Genomic DNA, 14,705 nt, shown 5'->3' with positions numbered 1-14,705 from the left:
TCGCGGCAGCCAGCAGGATCCGCTAGACTAAACCGGTTGTCCGCTGTGCCGCCGTTCGGCCCACATCCGGGCGACGTGCAACACACCCTCCTGATGTCGGGAAATGCCCGGCATCCGTTCGAGTCCGAAGGAGGTGGGAAAGTGACGCACACGCACCAGTACGAGATGATGGTTATCATCCAGCCTGAGGTGGACGAGCGCCAGGTTCCCGCGTACCTCGATAAGTACCTCAAGGTCATCACTGACGCCAAGGGCACGATCGAGAACGTGGACATCTGGGGCAAGCGCAAGTTCGCCTACGAGATCCAGAAGAAGACCGAGGGCATCTACGCCGTCGTCGACTTCACGGCCACCAGCGACGCCACGCATGAGCTCGACCGCCAGCTCGGTCTTGCCGATGACGTGATGCGCACCAAGATCCTTCGTGCGGAAGAGGCCATCGCGATGGTCGCCTCCGAGGCCAAGCGGGCCGAAGCGAAGGCTGCACGCAAGTCTGCGGCGAAGGCCTAAGGTAAGCGCATGGCAGGCGAAACCGTTATCACCGTCGTAGGCAATCTGACCGCCGATCCCGAGCTGCGGTACACGCAGTCCGGGATCCCCGTGGCGAACTTCACGATCGCTTCGACCCCGCGCACGTTCGATCGCGCGTCGGGCGAGTGGAAGGACGGCGAAGCCCTGTTCTTGCGCGCCAGTGTCTGGCGCGACTTCGCCGAGCACGTCGCCGGGTCCATGACGAAGGGCATGCGCGTGATCGCGCAGGGCAACCTCCGTCAGCGGAACTATGAGACGCGTGAGGGCGAGCGACGCACCTCGATCGAACTGGACGTCCAGGAGATCGGTCCGTCGTTGCGCTACGCCACGGCACAGGTCACCCGTGCGGCGAGCAGCGGAAACTATGGCCGGGGCGGAAACTCCGGTCAGGTCTCCGGTGGTCAGCAGGCTCCGCAGCAGTCCTCCGACGAGCCCTGGGCGACGCCCGGCTCGTCCGGCGGTGACGCGTGGAGCACTCCGGGGTCGTTCTCTGACGACACCCCGTTCTAATCTCTTACATTCGTAAAGGATCCATTCATGGCTGGAAAGTCGAGCGGCGATCGCCGCAAGACGCGGAAGGGCGCGAAGAACGCCGCCCCCGCGAAGCACATTCGGGTCGGCGTCATTGACTACAAGGATGTCGCGACCCTTCGCAAGTTCATCTCGGAGCGCGGCAAGATCCGTGCCCGTCGTATCACCGGTGTTTCGGTTCAGGAGCAGCGCCTCATCGCCCGCGCGATCAAGAACGCGCGCGAGATGGCTCTCCTGCCGTACGCCGGCGCAGGCCGGTAAGGAGCCCTCGCATGTCGAAGCTGATTCTCACGCATGAGGTCGACGGGCTGGGTAGCGCCGGTGACGTGATCGAGGTCAAGGACGGGTACGCCCGTAACTACCTCATTCCGCAGGGCTTCGCCGTCACGTGGACGCGCGGCGGCCAGAAGCAGGTGGACCAGATCCGCGCTGCACGCGAGTCGCGCGCGATCGCCACTCACGAAGAGGCCGAGGAGCTCAAGCAGAAGCTCGAGCAGGCCCGCGTCAAGGTGACGGTCAAGGCCGGCGCCGAGGGGCGCCTGTTCGGATCCGTCAAGCCGGCCGACGTCGCGAACGCCGTTGCGGAGGCGGGTCTCGGAGACCTCGACAAGCGTCGTGTGACGCTGCCGTCGCCGATCAAGGCCGTCGGTGACCACGAGGCGCTCGTGCGTCTTCACGACAACGTGACCGCCGTGATCAACCTGCAGGTCATCGCGCAGAAGAAGTAGTCTTCTCGCACTCGAAACCGGCGCTTCTCCCCTGTGGAGAAGCGCCGGTTTCTCATGCCTGGACGGGGCGACACAGGTGTGTTTCTTCCACATCCGTTCATCTGCCGTTCAACCTTCAAGCAGCGGTTCAAGTCGACTGTTATCCACACTGTGTGCAACGGGTAAATACCTGGTCAGAGGTTATAAAAATCACGCAGTATGCCGCATTCCACACCGTTGTCCACAGGCTGATTCCACAGGCCGAGCGGCGTTTTACCCAGAACCATCCACAGGGTTATCCACAGGGCGCGTTGTGGCGCGCAAAATCTGTTCATAAGGTGAGTCGTCGGAACGTGTCGGGTGCCCCGTTCGAATGTCGGTCGTCGCTGGTGACATGACTGTCGCGGTTCGCCCCGAATCGCCGATCACGGAGCGAGATCCGTCGGGAGGAGAGTCTGTGTCGATCAACGACGTCGTGACCGAGCGTCTGGACGGCGGGCAGCCGGCTCACGAGCGCACGCCGCCCCACGACCTGTTGAGCGAGCAGTCGACCCTCGGCGGAATGCTGCTGTCGAAGGACGCCGTCGCTGATGTCGTCGAGACGCTGCGCGGCGGTGACTTCTACATCCCGAAGCACGAGGTGATCTTCGAGGCGATCCTCTCGCTCTATTCGCACGGCGAGCCGACCGACGTCATCACCGTCACCGATGAGCTGATGAAGACCGGCGACTTGCAGCGTGCCGGTGGCGTCGACTACCTCCACTCGCTGACGTCGATCGTGCCGACGGCGGCCAACGCCGGATATTACGCATCGATCGTGCAGGAGCGCGCGCTGCTGCGTCGCCTCGTTGACGCTGGCACGCGCATCGTGCAGATGGGCTATAGCGGCGAGGGAGAAGCCGTCGAGCTCGTCAACCAGGCCCAGGCCGAGGTCTACTCCGTCACGGGACAGGATCAGACCGAGGACTACGTCCCGCTCGAGGTCGCGGTCTCCGCCGCCCTCGAGGAGATCGAGATGGCCAAGGGCCGCGACGGCCAGATGACGGGCGTGCCGACGGGGTTCAAAGACCTCGACGAGCTGACGAACGGCCTGCACGCCGGCCAGATGATCGTCGTCGCCGCACGACCGGCTATGGGTAAATCAACCCTGGCTCTCGATTTCGCTCGGGCGTCCGCGATCAAGCATGACCAGCCCGCGATCTTCTTCTCGCTCGAGATGGGCAAGACCGAGATCGCGATGCGCCTGCTCAGCGCCGAGGGCCAGATCCCGCTGCAGAAGCTGCGCAAGGGCGACCTCGATTCGCGTGACTGGACGACGCTGGCGTCGACGCGTGGCCGCATCAACGACGCACCGCTCTACGTCGACGACAGTCCGAACATGACGCTCGTCGAGATTCGTGCGAAGTGCCGACGCCTCAAGCAGCGCGTCGGTCTGAAGATGATCATCATCGACTATCTCCAGCTCATGACGAGCGGTAAGAAGGTCGAGTCACGTCAGCAGGAGGTCTCGGAGTTCTCCCGTGCGCTCAAGCTGATGGCGAAGGAGCTGCAGGTGCCGGTCATCGCGCTGTCGCAGCTGAACCGAGGATCCGAGCAGCGCCAGGACAAGCGCCCAATGGTCAGCGACCTGCGCGAATCGGGATCGATCGAGCAGGACGCCGATATGGTGATCCTCCTCCACCGCGACGAGGTGTACGACCGGCAGTCGCGCCCCGGCGAGGCCGACCTGATCGTCGCGAAGCACCGTAACGGCCCCACGGCCGACATCGCGGTCGCGTTCCAGGGCCATTACAGCCGCTTCCACGACATGGTGCACATGGACGCGGGCTTCGGTGACGAGTAGCCATCGCACGCGACGTCGTACGATCGCGGTATGACGACGACTGACGCACTCCGATCCAAATGCATCACCCGATGACGGGAACCGACGCCCCGCACGTGCGCGGGCCCGGTCGCTGGATCGGCGACCCCGCGACGTTTCACGGCGAAGGCGCGTTCTGGGACGACGACGCCGATGTCCTGCGGCACGTGGACATGCTCGCGGGTGGCGTCATCACCTGGGACGGCGACGAAGCATCGCGGCGCACCCTCGGCGACGTCGCCGCGGTGATCCGGCGACGCGAGCGCGGCGGCTTCGTCGTCGCCCTCCAACAGGGGTTCGCCCTTCTGGACGACGCGCTCGACAGCGTGCGAGAGATCCCCGTCTTCGACGATGCGCGGATCCGCATGAACGAGGGCGCGTGCGATCCGCGCGGCCGTCTCTTCTGCGGAACGATGGCGTATGACGCCACGCCCGGCGCCGGCACGCTCTACCGCCTCGACGCCGACCTCACGGTCGCGCCGGTGCTGCACGACCTCACGATTCCCAACGGTCTCGTCTGGACTCCCGACGGCCGCAGCGCACTGCACGTGGACACCCCCGCCGCGACGGTGTACCGGTACGCGTATGACCTCGAGACCGGAATCTTCGGCGACCGCGAGGTTCACCTTGACCTCGGCGACGAGCCCGGGAAACCGGACGGTATGGCGGCTGACGACGAGGGCGGCCTCTGGATCGCCCTCTGGGGCGGGGCGTGCGTCCGCCGGTATGACGCCGACGGGCGCTGCACCGACACCATTCCTCTCGACGTGACCAACCCCACCTCGTGCGCGTTCGGCGGACCGGAGGGACGCACGCTGTTCATCACGTCGTCGAAGCAGGGGATCGACGTCGACGCGGAAGCTCACGCCGGGCTCGTGTACGAGATCGAGACGACCCTGCAGGGCGCTCCCGTGCACCGGTTCGCCGGGTAACCGAACGCGCGCCGTCCCCCGCGCGACGGGTACCCGAATTCCCCCGCGTGACGGATGTGCGACGCGAGACTCCGCGCGAGCATGGAGCCATGAACGCCACCGATCTCTTCTCGCCCCATGACAACCGCCCCGGCGTGCCACCTACGCGTGTGCCCTGGGGGCCCGTCGGCGCGTTCGCCGCGATCGCACTCGCACTGGGCTGGCTCGTCTGCCTTCCCCTCTGGTTCGGCGACGGCCTCGCCTCCCCGTTCTTCCAGCTCTTCGCGGCCGGGCTCATGGCCACCCCAACCATCGCGGCCCTCATCATCACGTTCATCGCCGTCCCCAAGGGCGGCCGCGCACGCTACCTCGGCCTGCTGCCGTTCCGGCCCGTGTCGCGCAAGATCTGGCTCATCCTGCTGTGGCCGGTCATCTTCCTCGCCGTCGCCTTCGGTGCGATGTTCCTTGCCTCGGCCCTCGGGTGGCTCACGATCGATGGCGAACTCGCGACGCTCTCCGCCCAGCTGGGCGGCGCCGACGTCGACGTGTTCCTCATCATCCAGTTCCTCTCCCTGCCGCTCATCGTGATCCAGGCCACCATCACTGCCTTCGGCGAGGAGCTCGGCTGGCGCGGCTACCTCACGACGGCGCTGTCGCCGCTCGGGTTCTGGCCGTCGTCCGCGATCATCGGCGTCGTCTGGGGCCTGTGGCACGCGCCGATCATCCTGCTCGGCTACAACTTCGGTCGCACCGACGCGCTCGGGCTCGTGTACATGGTGATCTTCTGCCTGCTCGTCGGCGTGATCCTCCAGTGGAGCCGTTACTTCACCCGCAGCGTGTGGCCGGCCGCAGTCGGGCATGGCGCCCTCAACGCGACCTTCACCTACCCGCTCCTCTGGGCGACGCCTGACCTGGATCCGCTGCTGGGCTCCGCCGTCGGGGTGCCGGGATGGATCCTGCTCGCCGTCGTCATCGGCGTGCTTCTCGTCACCCGGGCGTTCCGCCCCGAGCGCGACTGGACGCCGAAGGCGGATCCGCGCGCGAGCTCCGACTGACGGCGGAGCGTTTTCCTCCCGGAGGGGGAAGTGGCCTACGGCCGGATGCGGTGGAATAGGAACATGCTCGAGAACCTGCAGTCGTTCACCGAAACTCTCCCTGTCGCCGTTCAGTGGGTCGGGATCATCCTCATCTCGGCGATCCCGTTCGTCGAGTCGTACCTGGGCGCGTTCATCGGAGTGATCGCGGGGATCCACCCCGTCGTCGCGCTTGCGGCCGCCATCATCGGGAACGTGGTCTCGATGCTGATCTTCGTCCTGTCCGCGCATGGCATCCGGACGGCCGCGACCAAGAACAACGCGCCGAAGGAACTCTCGCCCCGCAAGCAGAAGCTCAAGGAACGGTTCGACAAGTTCGGCATCGCGGGGGTGAGCCTCCTGGGTCAGGCGGTTCTGCCGAGTCAGATCACGTCGGCGCTCATCGTCAGCTTCGGCGCCTCGAAGAACAAGGTGATCTTCTGGCAGATCATCTCGATCATCCTCTGGGGTGTCGCGTTCACGCTCCTCGCGCTCGGTGGCGTGCAGGTTGTGGGCCGCTTCTGATCAGTGCCGCCAGCGCGGCACCACGAGCGGACTGCCGGACTCCGGGTCGGGGATCACGCGCGCGTCCAAGCCGAACACGTCGGCGACGAGATCCTCGGTGATCACGGTCGCTGGATCGCCGGTGCCCACGACAGCACCGCCCTTCATGGCGACGACGTGGTCCGCGTAGCGCGCGGCGATCTCGCCGTCCTGGCCGACGCGCTCGATGCCGCTGGTGTCGATGTCGCCCATCACGAACGAGTTCTCACAATCGAAGCCGAACAGCGCGTCGGGCTCGATGCCGTACTCGTGCAGCGAGCTGTATGCGTAGCAGTCCATGATGATCGTCTCGGGCTGCGCCTCTGTCCGATGACAAGGCATCTGTAGTTTCTGCCATCGATTCTGTGGTCGTGACAGACGACCTGTAGTTTTCGCCAACCGATCTGTGGTTCTGGGCGTCAGGCCGGTCGTAGATCGAGCACGACCTCCGCGATGGCTGGCCCATCGTCGGCCGCGCGCATAACGGCCCGGTGCTCCGCGGCGATCGAGACCGAGATCCTCCGGCGGCTGATGCTGAACCAGTACAAGTCGCACGGCAAACTCGGCGTCATCGTGTCGGGCGAACCGAACATCGGCAAGACCACGACGGTCTCACACATCGCCCGCCGCTTCGAGCGACGCCGCCGCGACATCGGCCGGGCCGGTGGTGCGAACTCCGTGCCAGTGATCTACGTGAGTGTGCCCCCGTCGTGCACGCCGAAGCTGATGCTCGGCGAGTTCGCGCACTTCCTCGGTCTCCCGATCCGCCCGCATTACAACACCGGCGAGCTGATGAACACCGTCGCGAGCGTGATCTCCGCATGCGGAACCGAGCTGATCATCGTGGACGAGATCCACAACCTCAACCAGAAGTACAAGCAGATGGGCGAAGCCTCCGACACGCTCAAGCAACTGTCCGAAAAGTGCCCGGGCACGTTCGTCTACGCCGGCGTAGACGTCGAAGCCAGCGGCCTGCTCGACGGCACCCGCGGACGCCAGATCAGCAGCAGGTTCCAAATCATGCACCTGCACACGTTTGAGAACACCGGTAAGGGCAAGGCGGCGTGGGCTGATCTACTGGTCGCGGTCGAGAGCTCCCTGGGGCTCATCGACCAGCAGCCCGCGGCGATCCTCCGCCACGCGAGCCACCTCCATACCGCGACCGGCGGCGTTATCGGCGACCTCACCGGGATGCTGCAGATGCTCGCGATCGACGCGATCGACAGCGGAGGCGAACGGCTCGATCTTGACAGCGTGTTCGGCACGGTTCCTGCACCCGTGTCCGGGACGGCATCCGCCACGACATGAGAGGTCCGATACCGCCTGCGGATGTGCGAGCACTGCCGCTGCGTGTGCGGCCGCTTGCGGCGGAGACGGTGACCGGATTTCTCGGAAGGCTCGCGACCGCGAACTCGCTCACGCCGCGTGATCTCCGGCTCCATGTCACCGATCTCGCTGGGCTTTCACCCTCACGTCCGAACCTCGAGCGCGCAGCCGCGTGGACCGAACGACTCGGTGCTCTCGCCCCCGGCCACTTCGACGCCGACGCGCGCCGAAACGCCATGTACGTCCGCTGCCAGCATTACGGCTGGCAACCCGCGCTCTGCAAACGATGCGGCTACACGCAGGCTCCACGATCTGCGTGCCGACGCTGCGCCGACGGCGACCAGACCTCCGTGCGCAGCAGAGGTGGCGCTGTCTGCAACCGCCACCGCCGATGGCACCTCGACGCCGCCGACGTCGACCTCGCGAGCTTTCCCGAGTACGCGCACGCCGAGCGCTGCCTCTCGGGCACGCTCTGGAAGCGAGGCGTCGGGCTTGCGACCGGCGAGCTCCAACTCGCTGCCACGCTCATCCGCTGCTGGATGACCGATGAGCGCCCAGATGCCCGGATCGAGGACCGAATGTCCGCGCTCGAGGTGGGAACGCTCGACGCCGATGCTGTCCTCCTCGCGGCATATCCCGAGGTCGTCCGCTTGGCCACCGTGCTGACCGATCTGTCGTTCGCGAGCTACCTGCTCAGTCCGCGATTCAGTCTCGCCGAGCAAGTATGGGCGCTCGAAGCAGCGGTCATCACGGTCATGCGCGGCTCCACAACAGCGCGACTGCACGACGTCGCCGAGAAGATCGTCACTCGCGGAAAGGCCGCTGTCGAAACGGCGTTCGGGATGCGTCAGAACGCGCACAACAAGCGCCCGGCGACCCTCGAGAAGGCGCTCGTCGCCTCTTCGCAGCGGCACCGCAGCTGTCTGCTTCGCCACCTCAGCACTGTACGGATCCAGATCCTGCCGTATCAGCCTGGGCTCGCTGTCCCGCGGAGTCGCGTGCTCGATCGTCACCGGCCGTTGCCGGATCTTGTGATGGTCGATGCATAGCCTCAGCGAACGAAGCCTGCGTGGACTCGCCCGCCAGCGCGCATCAGTTCCTGCTCAGCACGGTCCGCGAATGTGATGAGATCTCCCTGCAGCAGGGGAGACGTGAGGTGTTCTGTACGGCTCACGCTCAGTTCCCGGAGTCGTCGCGCCAGGTACTTTCCCGTGCCGATCCAGTGTTTGTCGGTGAGCAGCATCAGGTCCGCGACTTTCTCAAAAAGATCCCACGCGACGACGTTCTGCTCCAGTGGATCGGTTGCGTCGCGAAGATCGTCAATCAGGTCCGTGATCGCGTAGCGTCGCATCGCGAGTTCATGGTCGGTTATCGGCGGACCTTCGGCGAGCTTCGCGCCCCATTCCTCACGGAGTCGAGTAAGGGCGTCGCCACCGCGCACTTCCTGCCCGTCGAGGAGCAAGTCGACGATCACAGGACGGTACTGCGCGATCCCGCCGCGCGCCCACTTCGTGTAGGCGTCGTAGGTGTAAGCGAACACCTCGAAGACCTCGCTGTCGTACTCCCATGCGCCCGCGAGGCTGGACGCGCCGTCGGCGAAGACCTCATCGCCGATCAGAAGCAGGTCGATGTCGCTCGTCTTGGTGCGAGTGCCTCGGGCTGTACTCCCGCCGATCACAGCAACCTCGGCACCGGGAAACCTCTCCTCGATGAAGCGCTCAGTCAGCTCGACGTAGTCCATGAAGGGAATCGTAGACGTGACTGAGCGCCGGCCCTCAATAGACTGACCGGCATGCCCCGGTCCGAGTACGTCGAGTCGATCCGCAGCCGCATCGGGCAGGATCTCCTGCTTTTGCCGGGGGTGACCGCCGTCATTCGCGAGGGAGAGAGGTTCCTGCTCGCCCGCCATGAGCACTCTGGACTGTGGAGCCTGATCGGTGGAGCGGTCGAGCCGGGGGAGGAACCGGGAGAGGCTGTGCTCCGAGAGGTGATGGAGGAGACCGGGGCGAAGATTCGCGCGACGGGAATCGTGGGCGTCTACGGCGGTGAGCCGATGATGGTCGAGTACCCCAACGGTGATCGCGTCGGCTACATCACGACCGCGTACGAATGTGAGCTCCTGAGCGATGCGGAGCCAGACATGGAGGAGCTCCTGGAGCTCGGATGGTTCGAAAGATCGCAGATCGGGACTTTGCCCAGGCGAACGTGGATCGACAGGGTGATCGCCGACGCTCCGAGGCGGGAAGACATGGCCGCGGAAGTCGGATGCTGATCGCAACGGATCTCGACGGCACACTCGTGCCGAACGACACTGTCGCGTTGCCGCCGTTCACCGCGAGTGTGCTGCGCCGGCTGGACACCGCAGGAGTGCCAGTCGTCTTCGTCACAGCACGGCCGCTCCGCTGGATGGATGCCTTCTGGCCTCACGTCGGCAATCACGGCATAGCCATCGTCTCCAACGGCGCAATCACGTACGACGCACACGAGCGCCGGATCGTGTCGCTGGTCGGCATCGGCTCGGACGTGGGGTTGGAAGTCTGTGATGCGATCACCGGAGCGCTCCCTGGCGCCCGGTTCGCGATCGAGTGCACCGATGGCATCCGCCTCGACCCTGAGTACGTCGAGCCGTATCCCGCGCCCGGCGCACCGCGCGGCCCGCTCGAGAAGATCTGGACAGACCCCGCGGTCAAGCTTCTCGTGAGGCATCCAGACGTAGACGCCGATCTGCTCCACGATCAGATTGCTGCGATCGTCGGAGACGCCGCGACGGTCACCTGGTCTGTTTCCGGACTGGTGGAGATCAGCGCCGCCGGTATCACCAAGGCGAGCGCTCTCCAGAGCCTGTGCGAAAGCCTCGATGTCAGATCAGACGATGTCATCGCCTTCGGCGACATGCCCAACGACATCCCGATGATCATGTGGGCCGGGACAAGCTATGCAGTGGCGAACGCGCACGAGTCCGTCCAGATGGTCGCGCAGCACGGTGCGCCCTCGTGTGCCGATGAGGGCGTCGCTCAGGTGCTCGACCGGCTCCTCAAAACTACAGTTCCGTTGACAGGCGAATAGGGCCACTGGCGCTCTTGGACCGGCGCTCGAAAGCGGAGATCCCGCGGATCGCCTCCACAACATCGATGACAAGAACTACAGATGCCGTGTCATCGGACAGCCTCGAACGTCATCTCGAGGTCTTCGGTCGGGTGCGTGAAGGTCACGTCGCCGCCTTCCGGTGCGGCCGCGGGAGCCGACTCAGAGGCGCTCGAGGGGAACGGCAGCGTACGCCGCACGGAGCTGGTCGAACACGGGATGGTCAGTTTCCCAGGTGTGACCGTCGATCGAAGCGATCGGTCGGATCCCGACCCCCGAGCTCGTCGCGAACGCCGCGTCCAGCTGGGGCAGGTGTGCGAGCGACACGGGTTCCGAGGTGCCACCGACCAGCGCGCGTGTGATGCCGGGCAACGCGTCGCCATCGGCCCACACGACGGCGTCACCGCGGATAAATCCGATGTTCCACGTCGGCCCTTCCGAGAGCTGCCCGGCGTCGTCGATAAACACGGCGTCGTCGAACCCTGCGCGCTGGGCGAGCCGGCGCTGGTAGAGCGAGCCGAACAGCCCGGTGTGCTTGATCTCGGGGGTCTCGCGACCGAACCGCGTGGAGCGCAGCCGGAGGGGAGCGACCGCTCCCGTCGACGCCGGCCGTGGCGAGACGAGGATCCGCGGCGCGGCATCGGCGCCCGGACGCTCGAGCGTGAGCGCGGGGTCGAAGACCGTCACCCGCACGAGCACGATCGCGGGCTCATCAGCGATCGCGAGGCGGATCCGCGCACGTACGGCGTCGAGATCGAGTTCGGCGTCGAACAGCGCGCGGCTGTCGTGGACGAGCCGGGCGAGGTGCAGGCCGAGGCCGCGGACACAGCCTGACTCCACGCGCATCGTCGTGAAGTGGCCGAGGCCGGCGAATGCGAGCGCGCGCAGATCCGCGGCGGTGGCGGGTGTGCCGTCGAGCTGCTCCATACCTTCATTCTCACCGCACGACGCCGTCGAACCCGCGGACATCGCGGCGGATGTCGGTGTGTTGCGACGACACGGGGCAGAATCGACCGCCTCGTGTTGGGAGAATGGGTAGATGACGCCGCGAACCTCCCCCGCGCGCGTGCTCCTGGTCGACAACCACGATTCGTACACGGGCAGCATCGAACAGCTGCTGTGGCAGGCGACGGGCGCGCGCCCGCACCTCGTGCAGAGCGACGCCGTCGACCTCGGCGCGCTCGACCGCTACACGCACATCGTGCTCGGCCCGGGCCCGGGGACCCCGCACCGCGCCTCTGACGCCGGGCGGGGACTGGAGATCCTGCGGCGCGCGACCGTGCCCGTGCTGGGCGTGTGCTTCGGGTTCCAGGAGATGGCCGTCGCGCTCGCCGGTCGCGTCGACCCCGCCGACCGCCCCGCGCACGGCGTCATCGAGACGATCACCCACGACGGATCCGCGCTCTTCGACGGTGTGCCCGCGCAGTTCGAGGCCGTGCGCTACCACTCGCTGGTCGTCGCCGAGCCCGCGCCGTTTCGCGTCACCGCGCGAGCGAGCGACGGATCCCCGATGGCGGGCGAAGCGGCCGACCGCGGCTGGTGCGGCGTGCAGTTCCACCCCGAGTCGATCGGATCCGCCCACGGCCGGCGCCTCATCGAGAACTTCCTCGCGCTCGGCAGCGCGAAGGGCGACCGGGCCGGTATCGACGCCACGAAACTCGGAGATCTCACGAAACGCGGGCCGATCCCCGCAGACGATCCGAAATACGTGAGATCTCCGAGTTTCGTGGCGTCAGCCGGGGAGACCTGGCGCGTGTGGTCGGAGCAAACCCCACTCGAGGTCGACGCCGAGTCGCTGTTCGCGGAGCTCTACGGCGATGCCCCTACGGCGGTGTGGCTCGACAGCGCGCAGCAGGCGTACGACATGGGCCGCTACTCCATCCTGGGCGCGCCCGACGCCCCGCGCGACCATGTGCTCACCTACCGCGCGACCGACACGCAGGTCACGATCGACGGCGAGCCGGTGGGCGACGACCTGTGGCGCGAACTCGACGTGCGCATCGGCGCGCATGCCGTGGATCCGGCCCCCGGCCTGCCCTTCGTCGGCGGCTACGTCGGATCCGTCGGCTACGGCACGAAGGCGATCGGGCGCGTGCGCGACGCGGGGGAGCCCGACGCGCAGCTCGTGCACCTCAGCCGGTTCCTCGTGATCGATCACGTCGAGAACACCCTCCACGTCGTGGCGGGTGGCCTCGACGGCGACGCATCCGAGGCACGGCGCTGGATCGCCGAGACCGGGGAGCGGATCCGCGGCATGGGCCGGCGCGCGAGCGGGGCGAATCCGGTGACGGCGCACATGGTGGAGACGCGCCCCGCTGCCGCTTCCGTTACCCCCGCGCAGTACCGCCGCGATCTCGCCGACGTGCGTACCTGGCTTGTGGCGGGCGACTCCTATGAGGCCTGCTACACCTACCGGGTTCACTTCCCGTTCGACGGTGACGCGCTCGATGTCTACCGCACGCTGCGGCGCGCCAACCCCGCGCCCTACGCGGCGTACCTGCGGCTGCCGGGTCGCGAGATTCTGTCGTGCTCGCCCGAGCGGTACCTCGCCGTCGCCCCCGACGGTCGCGCCGAGACGAAGCCCATCAAGGGCACCGCGCGGCGCCACGCGGATCCGAAACGAGACGCCGACGTCGCGCGGGCACTCGCCGCGGATCCGAAGACGCGCGCCGAGAACCTCATGATCGTGGACCTGTTGCGCAACGACCTCGGGCGCATCAGCGCGCCCGGATCCGTCGAGGTTCCGGCGCTCATGGCAGTGGAGAGCTATGCGACGGTGCACCAGCTCGTGACATCCGTGCGCTCTCGCGTGCTGACGAGCGGCGTGATGGCCGCCGAGGCGCTCTTTCCGCCCGGATCCATGACGGGCGCTCCGAAGCGTCGCACGGTCGAGATGCTCGACGAGCTCGAGGCGGAGCCGCGCGGGGCGTATGCGGGCGTGCTCGGGTTCTTCTCCTACGGCGGATCCGTCGACCTGTCGGTCGTGATCCGCACCGCCGTGGTTGCGGGAGGCGAGGTCACGGTCGGCACGGGTGGTGCGATCACGATCGACAGCGACCCGGACGACGAGTTCGACGAGACGCTCGCGAAGACCGCGGCGGTGCTGGCGGCGTTCGGCCGCTCCCACCCGGCGGCTGCGAGCTGATGCGCACCTAAATCCACATGTCTCCGACAAGTCCGCTGCGATTCACGCCGGACTTGTCGGAGACATGTGGACCTGGCGGCAGGGTCGCCACATGGGGGAGGATGGCCCCATGCCGGAGATGCCGGAGGTCCAGGGTCTGGTCGACTTCCTCGGCGAGCGCGCGGCCGGCCGCACCGTGCGTCGCGCGCAGGTCGCGGCGATCTCGGCGCTGAAAACCTACGACCCGCTGCTCGACGCGCTCGTCGACCGCGAGATCAGTGACGTGACCCGACGTGGGAAGTTCGCCGTCATCGCGGCGGGAGCCGAGCTACACCTCGTCTTCCACCTGGCGAAGGCCGGCTGGCTCCGATGGTACGAGAAGCTCCCCGCGACGGTGATCAAGCCCGGCCGGTCGCCGATCGCGCTGCGCGTCGCGCTCGACGACGGATCCGGTTTCGACCTGACCGAGGCGGGAACCAAGAAGTCACTCGCCGTGTACGTCGTTCGCGATCCGGCTGACGTTCCGGGAGTCGCACGACTGGGGCCCGACCCGCTCGACGACGCCTTCACGCGCGACGCCTTCGCGCGGATCCTCGCCGGGCGTCGCACGCAGATCAAGGGGTTGCTGCGGGACCAGTCGATCATCGCCGGCATCGGCAACGCATACTCCGACGAGATCCTGCACGCGGCGCGCATGTCGCCCTACGCGCTGGCCGCCGAGAGGAGCGAGGCCGAGATCGATCGCCTGTACGAGGCGATGCGGACGACCCTCGGAGCCGCCGTCAAGGCCGCGTCGGGTCGCCCACCGGCCGATCTCAAGGACGCGAAACGTCGGGGCATGGCCGTGCACGGACGTTCCGGCGAGACGTGTCCCATCTGTGGCGACACCGTGCGCAGCGTGTACTTCGCAGACCGTTCGCTCGAGTACTGCCCGACCTGCCAGACAGGCGGCAAGACTCTCGCCGACCGGCGGCTCTCCCGGTTGCTGAAGTAGCGTCCGCCCAGCCCGCCCCG

The 14,705-nt window shown here is 66.8% G+C and carries 17 protein-coding genes; 14 read left to right on the top strand and 3 right to left on the bottom strand.

Annotated features, from left to right (window positions below; genetic code table 11):
- The first annotated feature begins 165 nt into the window (after positions 1–165).
- The 8 genes from rpsF (at position 166) to IEW87_RS01280 (ending at position 6,139) form a co-directional block, all read left to right on the top strand.
- Positions 166–510, top strand: a complete 345-nt coding sequence (gene rpsF, locus IEW87_RS01315) for a 30S ribosomal protein S6 (RefSeq protein WP_229731161.1) — start codon at positions 166–168, stop codon at positions 508–510.
- Between the two features lie 9 nt (positions 511–519).
- Positions 520–1,041 carry a single-stranded DNA-binding protein gene (locus tag IEW87_RS01310; protein WP_188710520.1) on the top strand — a complete coding sequence of 174 codons (522 nt, stop codon included), beginning with the start codon at positions 520–522 and terminating at the stop codon, positions 1,039–1,041.
- A 27-nt stretch (positions 1,042–1,068) separates the two neighbouring features.
- Positions 1,069–1,323 (top strand): 30S ribosomal protein S18, encoded by a 255-nt coding sequence (rpsR, locus tag IEW87_RS01305; RefSeq protein WP_188710519.1) that lies wholly within the window; start codon positions 1,069–1,071, stop codon positions 1,321–1,323.
- Between the two features lie 11 nt (positions 1,324–1,334).
- Positions 1,335–1,790: a 50S ribosomal protein L9 gene (rplI, locus tag IEW87_RS01300; RefSeq protein ID WP_188710518.1), complete on the top strand. Its 456-nt coding sequence runs from the start codon at positions 1,335–1,337 to the stop codon at positions 1,788–1,790.
- A gap of 436 nt (positions 1,791–2,226) precedes the next feature.
- On the top strand, positions 2,227–3,612 hold the full coding sequence (gene dnaB, locus IEW87_RS01295) for a replicative DNA helicase (RefSeq protein WP_229730819.1): 1,386 nt from the start codon (positions 2,227–2,229) through the stop codon (positions 3,610–3,612).
- Between the two features lie 71 nt (positions 3,613–3,683).
- Complete coding sequence (locus IEW87_RS01290; protein WP_188710516.1) at positions 3,684–4,562, top strand: SMP-30/gluconolactonase/LRE family protein; 879 nt, start codon at positions 3,684–3,686, stop codon at positions 4,560–4,562.
- 89 nt (positions 4,563–4,651) lie between these two features.
- Positions 4,652–5,596: a CPBP family intramembrane glutamic endopeptidase gene (locus IEW87_RS01285; RefSeq protein ID WP_188710515.1), complete on the top strand. Its 945-nt coding sequence runs from the start codon at positions 4,652–4,654 to the stop codon at positions 5,594–5,596.
- Between the two features lie 63 nt (positions 5,597–5,659).
- The gene (locus tag IEW87_RS01280) at positions 5,660–6,139 is read left to right on the top strand and encodes a hypothetical protein (RefSeq protein ID WP_188710514.1); all 480 of its coding nucleotides are present in this window, start codon (positions 5,660–5,662) and stop codon (positions 6,137–6,139) included.
- Here IEW87_RS01280 and IEW87_RS15200 read toward each other — a convergent pair whose 3' ends face one another.
- Positions 6,140–6,499, bottom strand: coding sequence for an ATP-binding cassette domain-containing protein (locus IEW87_RS15200; protein WP_188710513.1), 360 nt, complete (start codon positions 6,497–6,499; stop codon positions 6,140–6,142).
- A gap of 111 nt (positions 6,500–6,610) precedes the next feature.
- On the opposite strand from IEW87_RS15200, the gene IEW87_RS01270 reads away from it, so the two are divergent.
- The gene (locus IEW87_RS01270) at positions 6,611–7,465 is read left to right on the top strand and encodes a TniB family NTP-binding protein (protein WP_188710512.1); all 855 of its coding nucleotides are present in this window, start codon (positions 6,611–6,613) and stop codon (positions 7,463–7,465) included.
- Between the two features lie 68 nt (positions 7,466–7,533).
- Positions 7,534–8,532 carry a hypothetical protein gene (locus tag IEW87_RS01265; protein WP_188710511.1) on the top strand — a complete coding sequence of 333 codons (999 nt, stop codon included), beginning with the start codon at positions 7,534–7,536 and terminating at the stop codon, positions 8,530–8,532.
- A 2-nt stretch (positions 8,533–8,534) separates the two neighbouring features.
- Here IEW87_RS01265 and IEW87_RS01260 read toward each other — a convergent pair whose 3' ends face one another.
- Positions 8,535–9,224 carry a nucleotidyltransferase domain-containing protein gene (locus tag IEW87_RS01260; RefSeq protein ID WP_188710510.1) on the bottom strand — a complete coding sequence of 230 codons (690 nt, stop codon included), beginning with the start codon at positions 9,222–9,224 and terminating at the stop codon, positions 8,535–8,537.
- A 51-nt stretch (positions 9,225–9,275) separates the two neighbouring features.
- Between IEW87_RS01260 and IEW87_RS01255 the strand changes: the two genes are divergently transcribed.
- The gene (locus IEW87_RS01255) at positions 9,276–9,755 is read left to right on the top strand and encodes an NUDIX domain-containing protein (protein ID WP_188710509.1); all 480 of its coding nucleotides are present in this window, start codon (positions 9,276–9,278) and stop codon (positions 9,753–9,755) included.
- Complete coding sequence (locus tag IEW87_RS01250; RefSeq protein WP_308420905.1) at positions 9,647–10,549, top strand: HAD hydrolase family protein; 903 nt, start codon at positions 9,647–9,649, stop codon at positions 10,547–10,549. Before IEW87_RS01255 ends, IEW87_RS01250 begins: the two co-directional genes overlap by 109 nt.
- A gap of 180 nt (positions 10,550–10,729) precedes the next feature.
- Here the strand turns inward: IEW87_RS01250 and IEW87_RS01245 are convergent, their stop codons facing one another.
- Entirely contained in the window at positions 10,730–11,494 is a 765-nt protein-coding gene (locus IEW87_RS01245) for an aminotransferase class IV family protein (RefSeq protein WP_188710507.1), read from the bottom strand.
- 112 nt (positions 11,495–11,606) lie between these two features.
- Here IEW87_RS01245 and IEW87_RS01240 point away from each other — a divergent pair, with 112 nt between their 5' ends.
- Both IEW87_RS01240 and IEW87_RS01235 read left to right on the top strand, forming a co-directional pair.
- Positions 11,607–13,712: a chorismate-binding protein gene (locus IEW87_RS01240; RefSeq protein WP_188710506.1), complete on the top strand. Its 2,106-nt coding sequence runs from the start codon at positions 11,607–11,609 to the stop codon at positions 13,710–13,712.
- 109 nt (positions 13,713–13,821) lie between these two features.
- Positions 13,822–14,685, top strand: coding sequence for an Fpg/Nei family DNA glycosylase (locus IEW87_RS01235; RefSeq protein WP_188710505.1), 864 nt, complete (start codon positions 13,822–13,824; stop codon positions 14,683–14,685).
- The last annotated feature ends 20 nt before the right edge of the window (positions 14,686–14,705 follow it).

Origin of the sequence: Microbacterium faecale (assembly GCF_014640975.1) — a bacterium.
In the GTDB taxonomy this organism is placed as follows: Bacteria; Actinomycetota; Actinomycetes; order Actinomycetales; family Microbacteriaceae; genus Microbacterium; species Microbacterium faecale.
The sequence above is the reverse complement of the archived record's forward strand: the minus strand, read 5'-3'. Positions and strand labels throughout refer to the sequence as shown.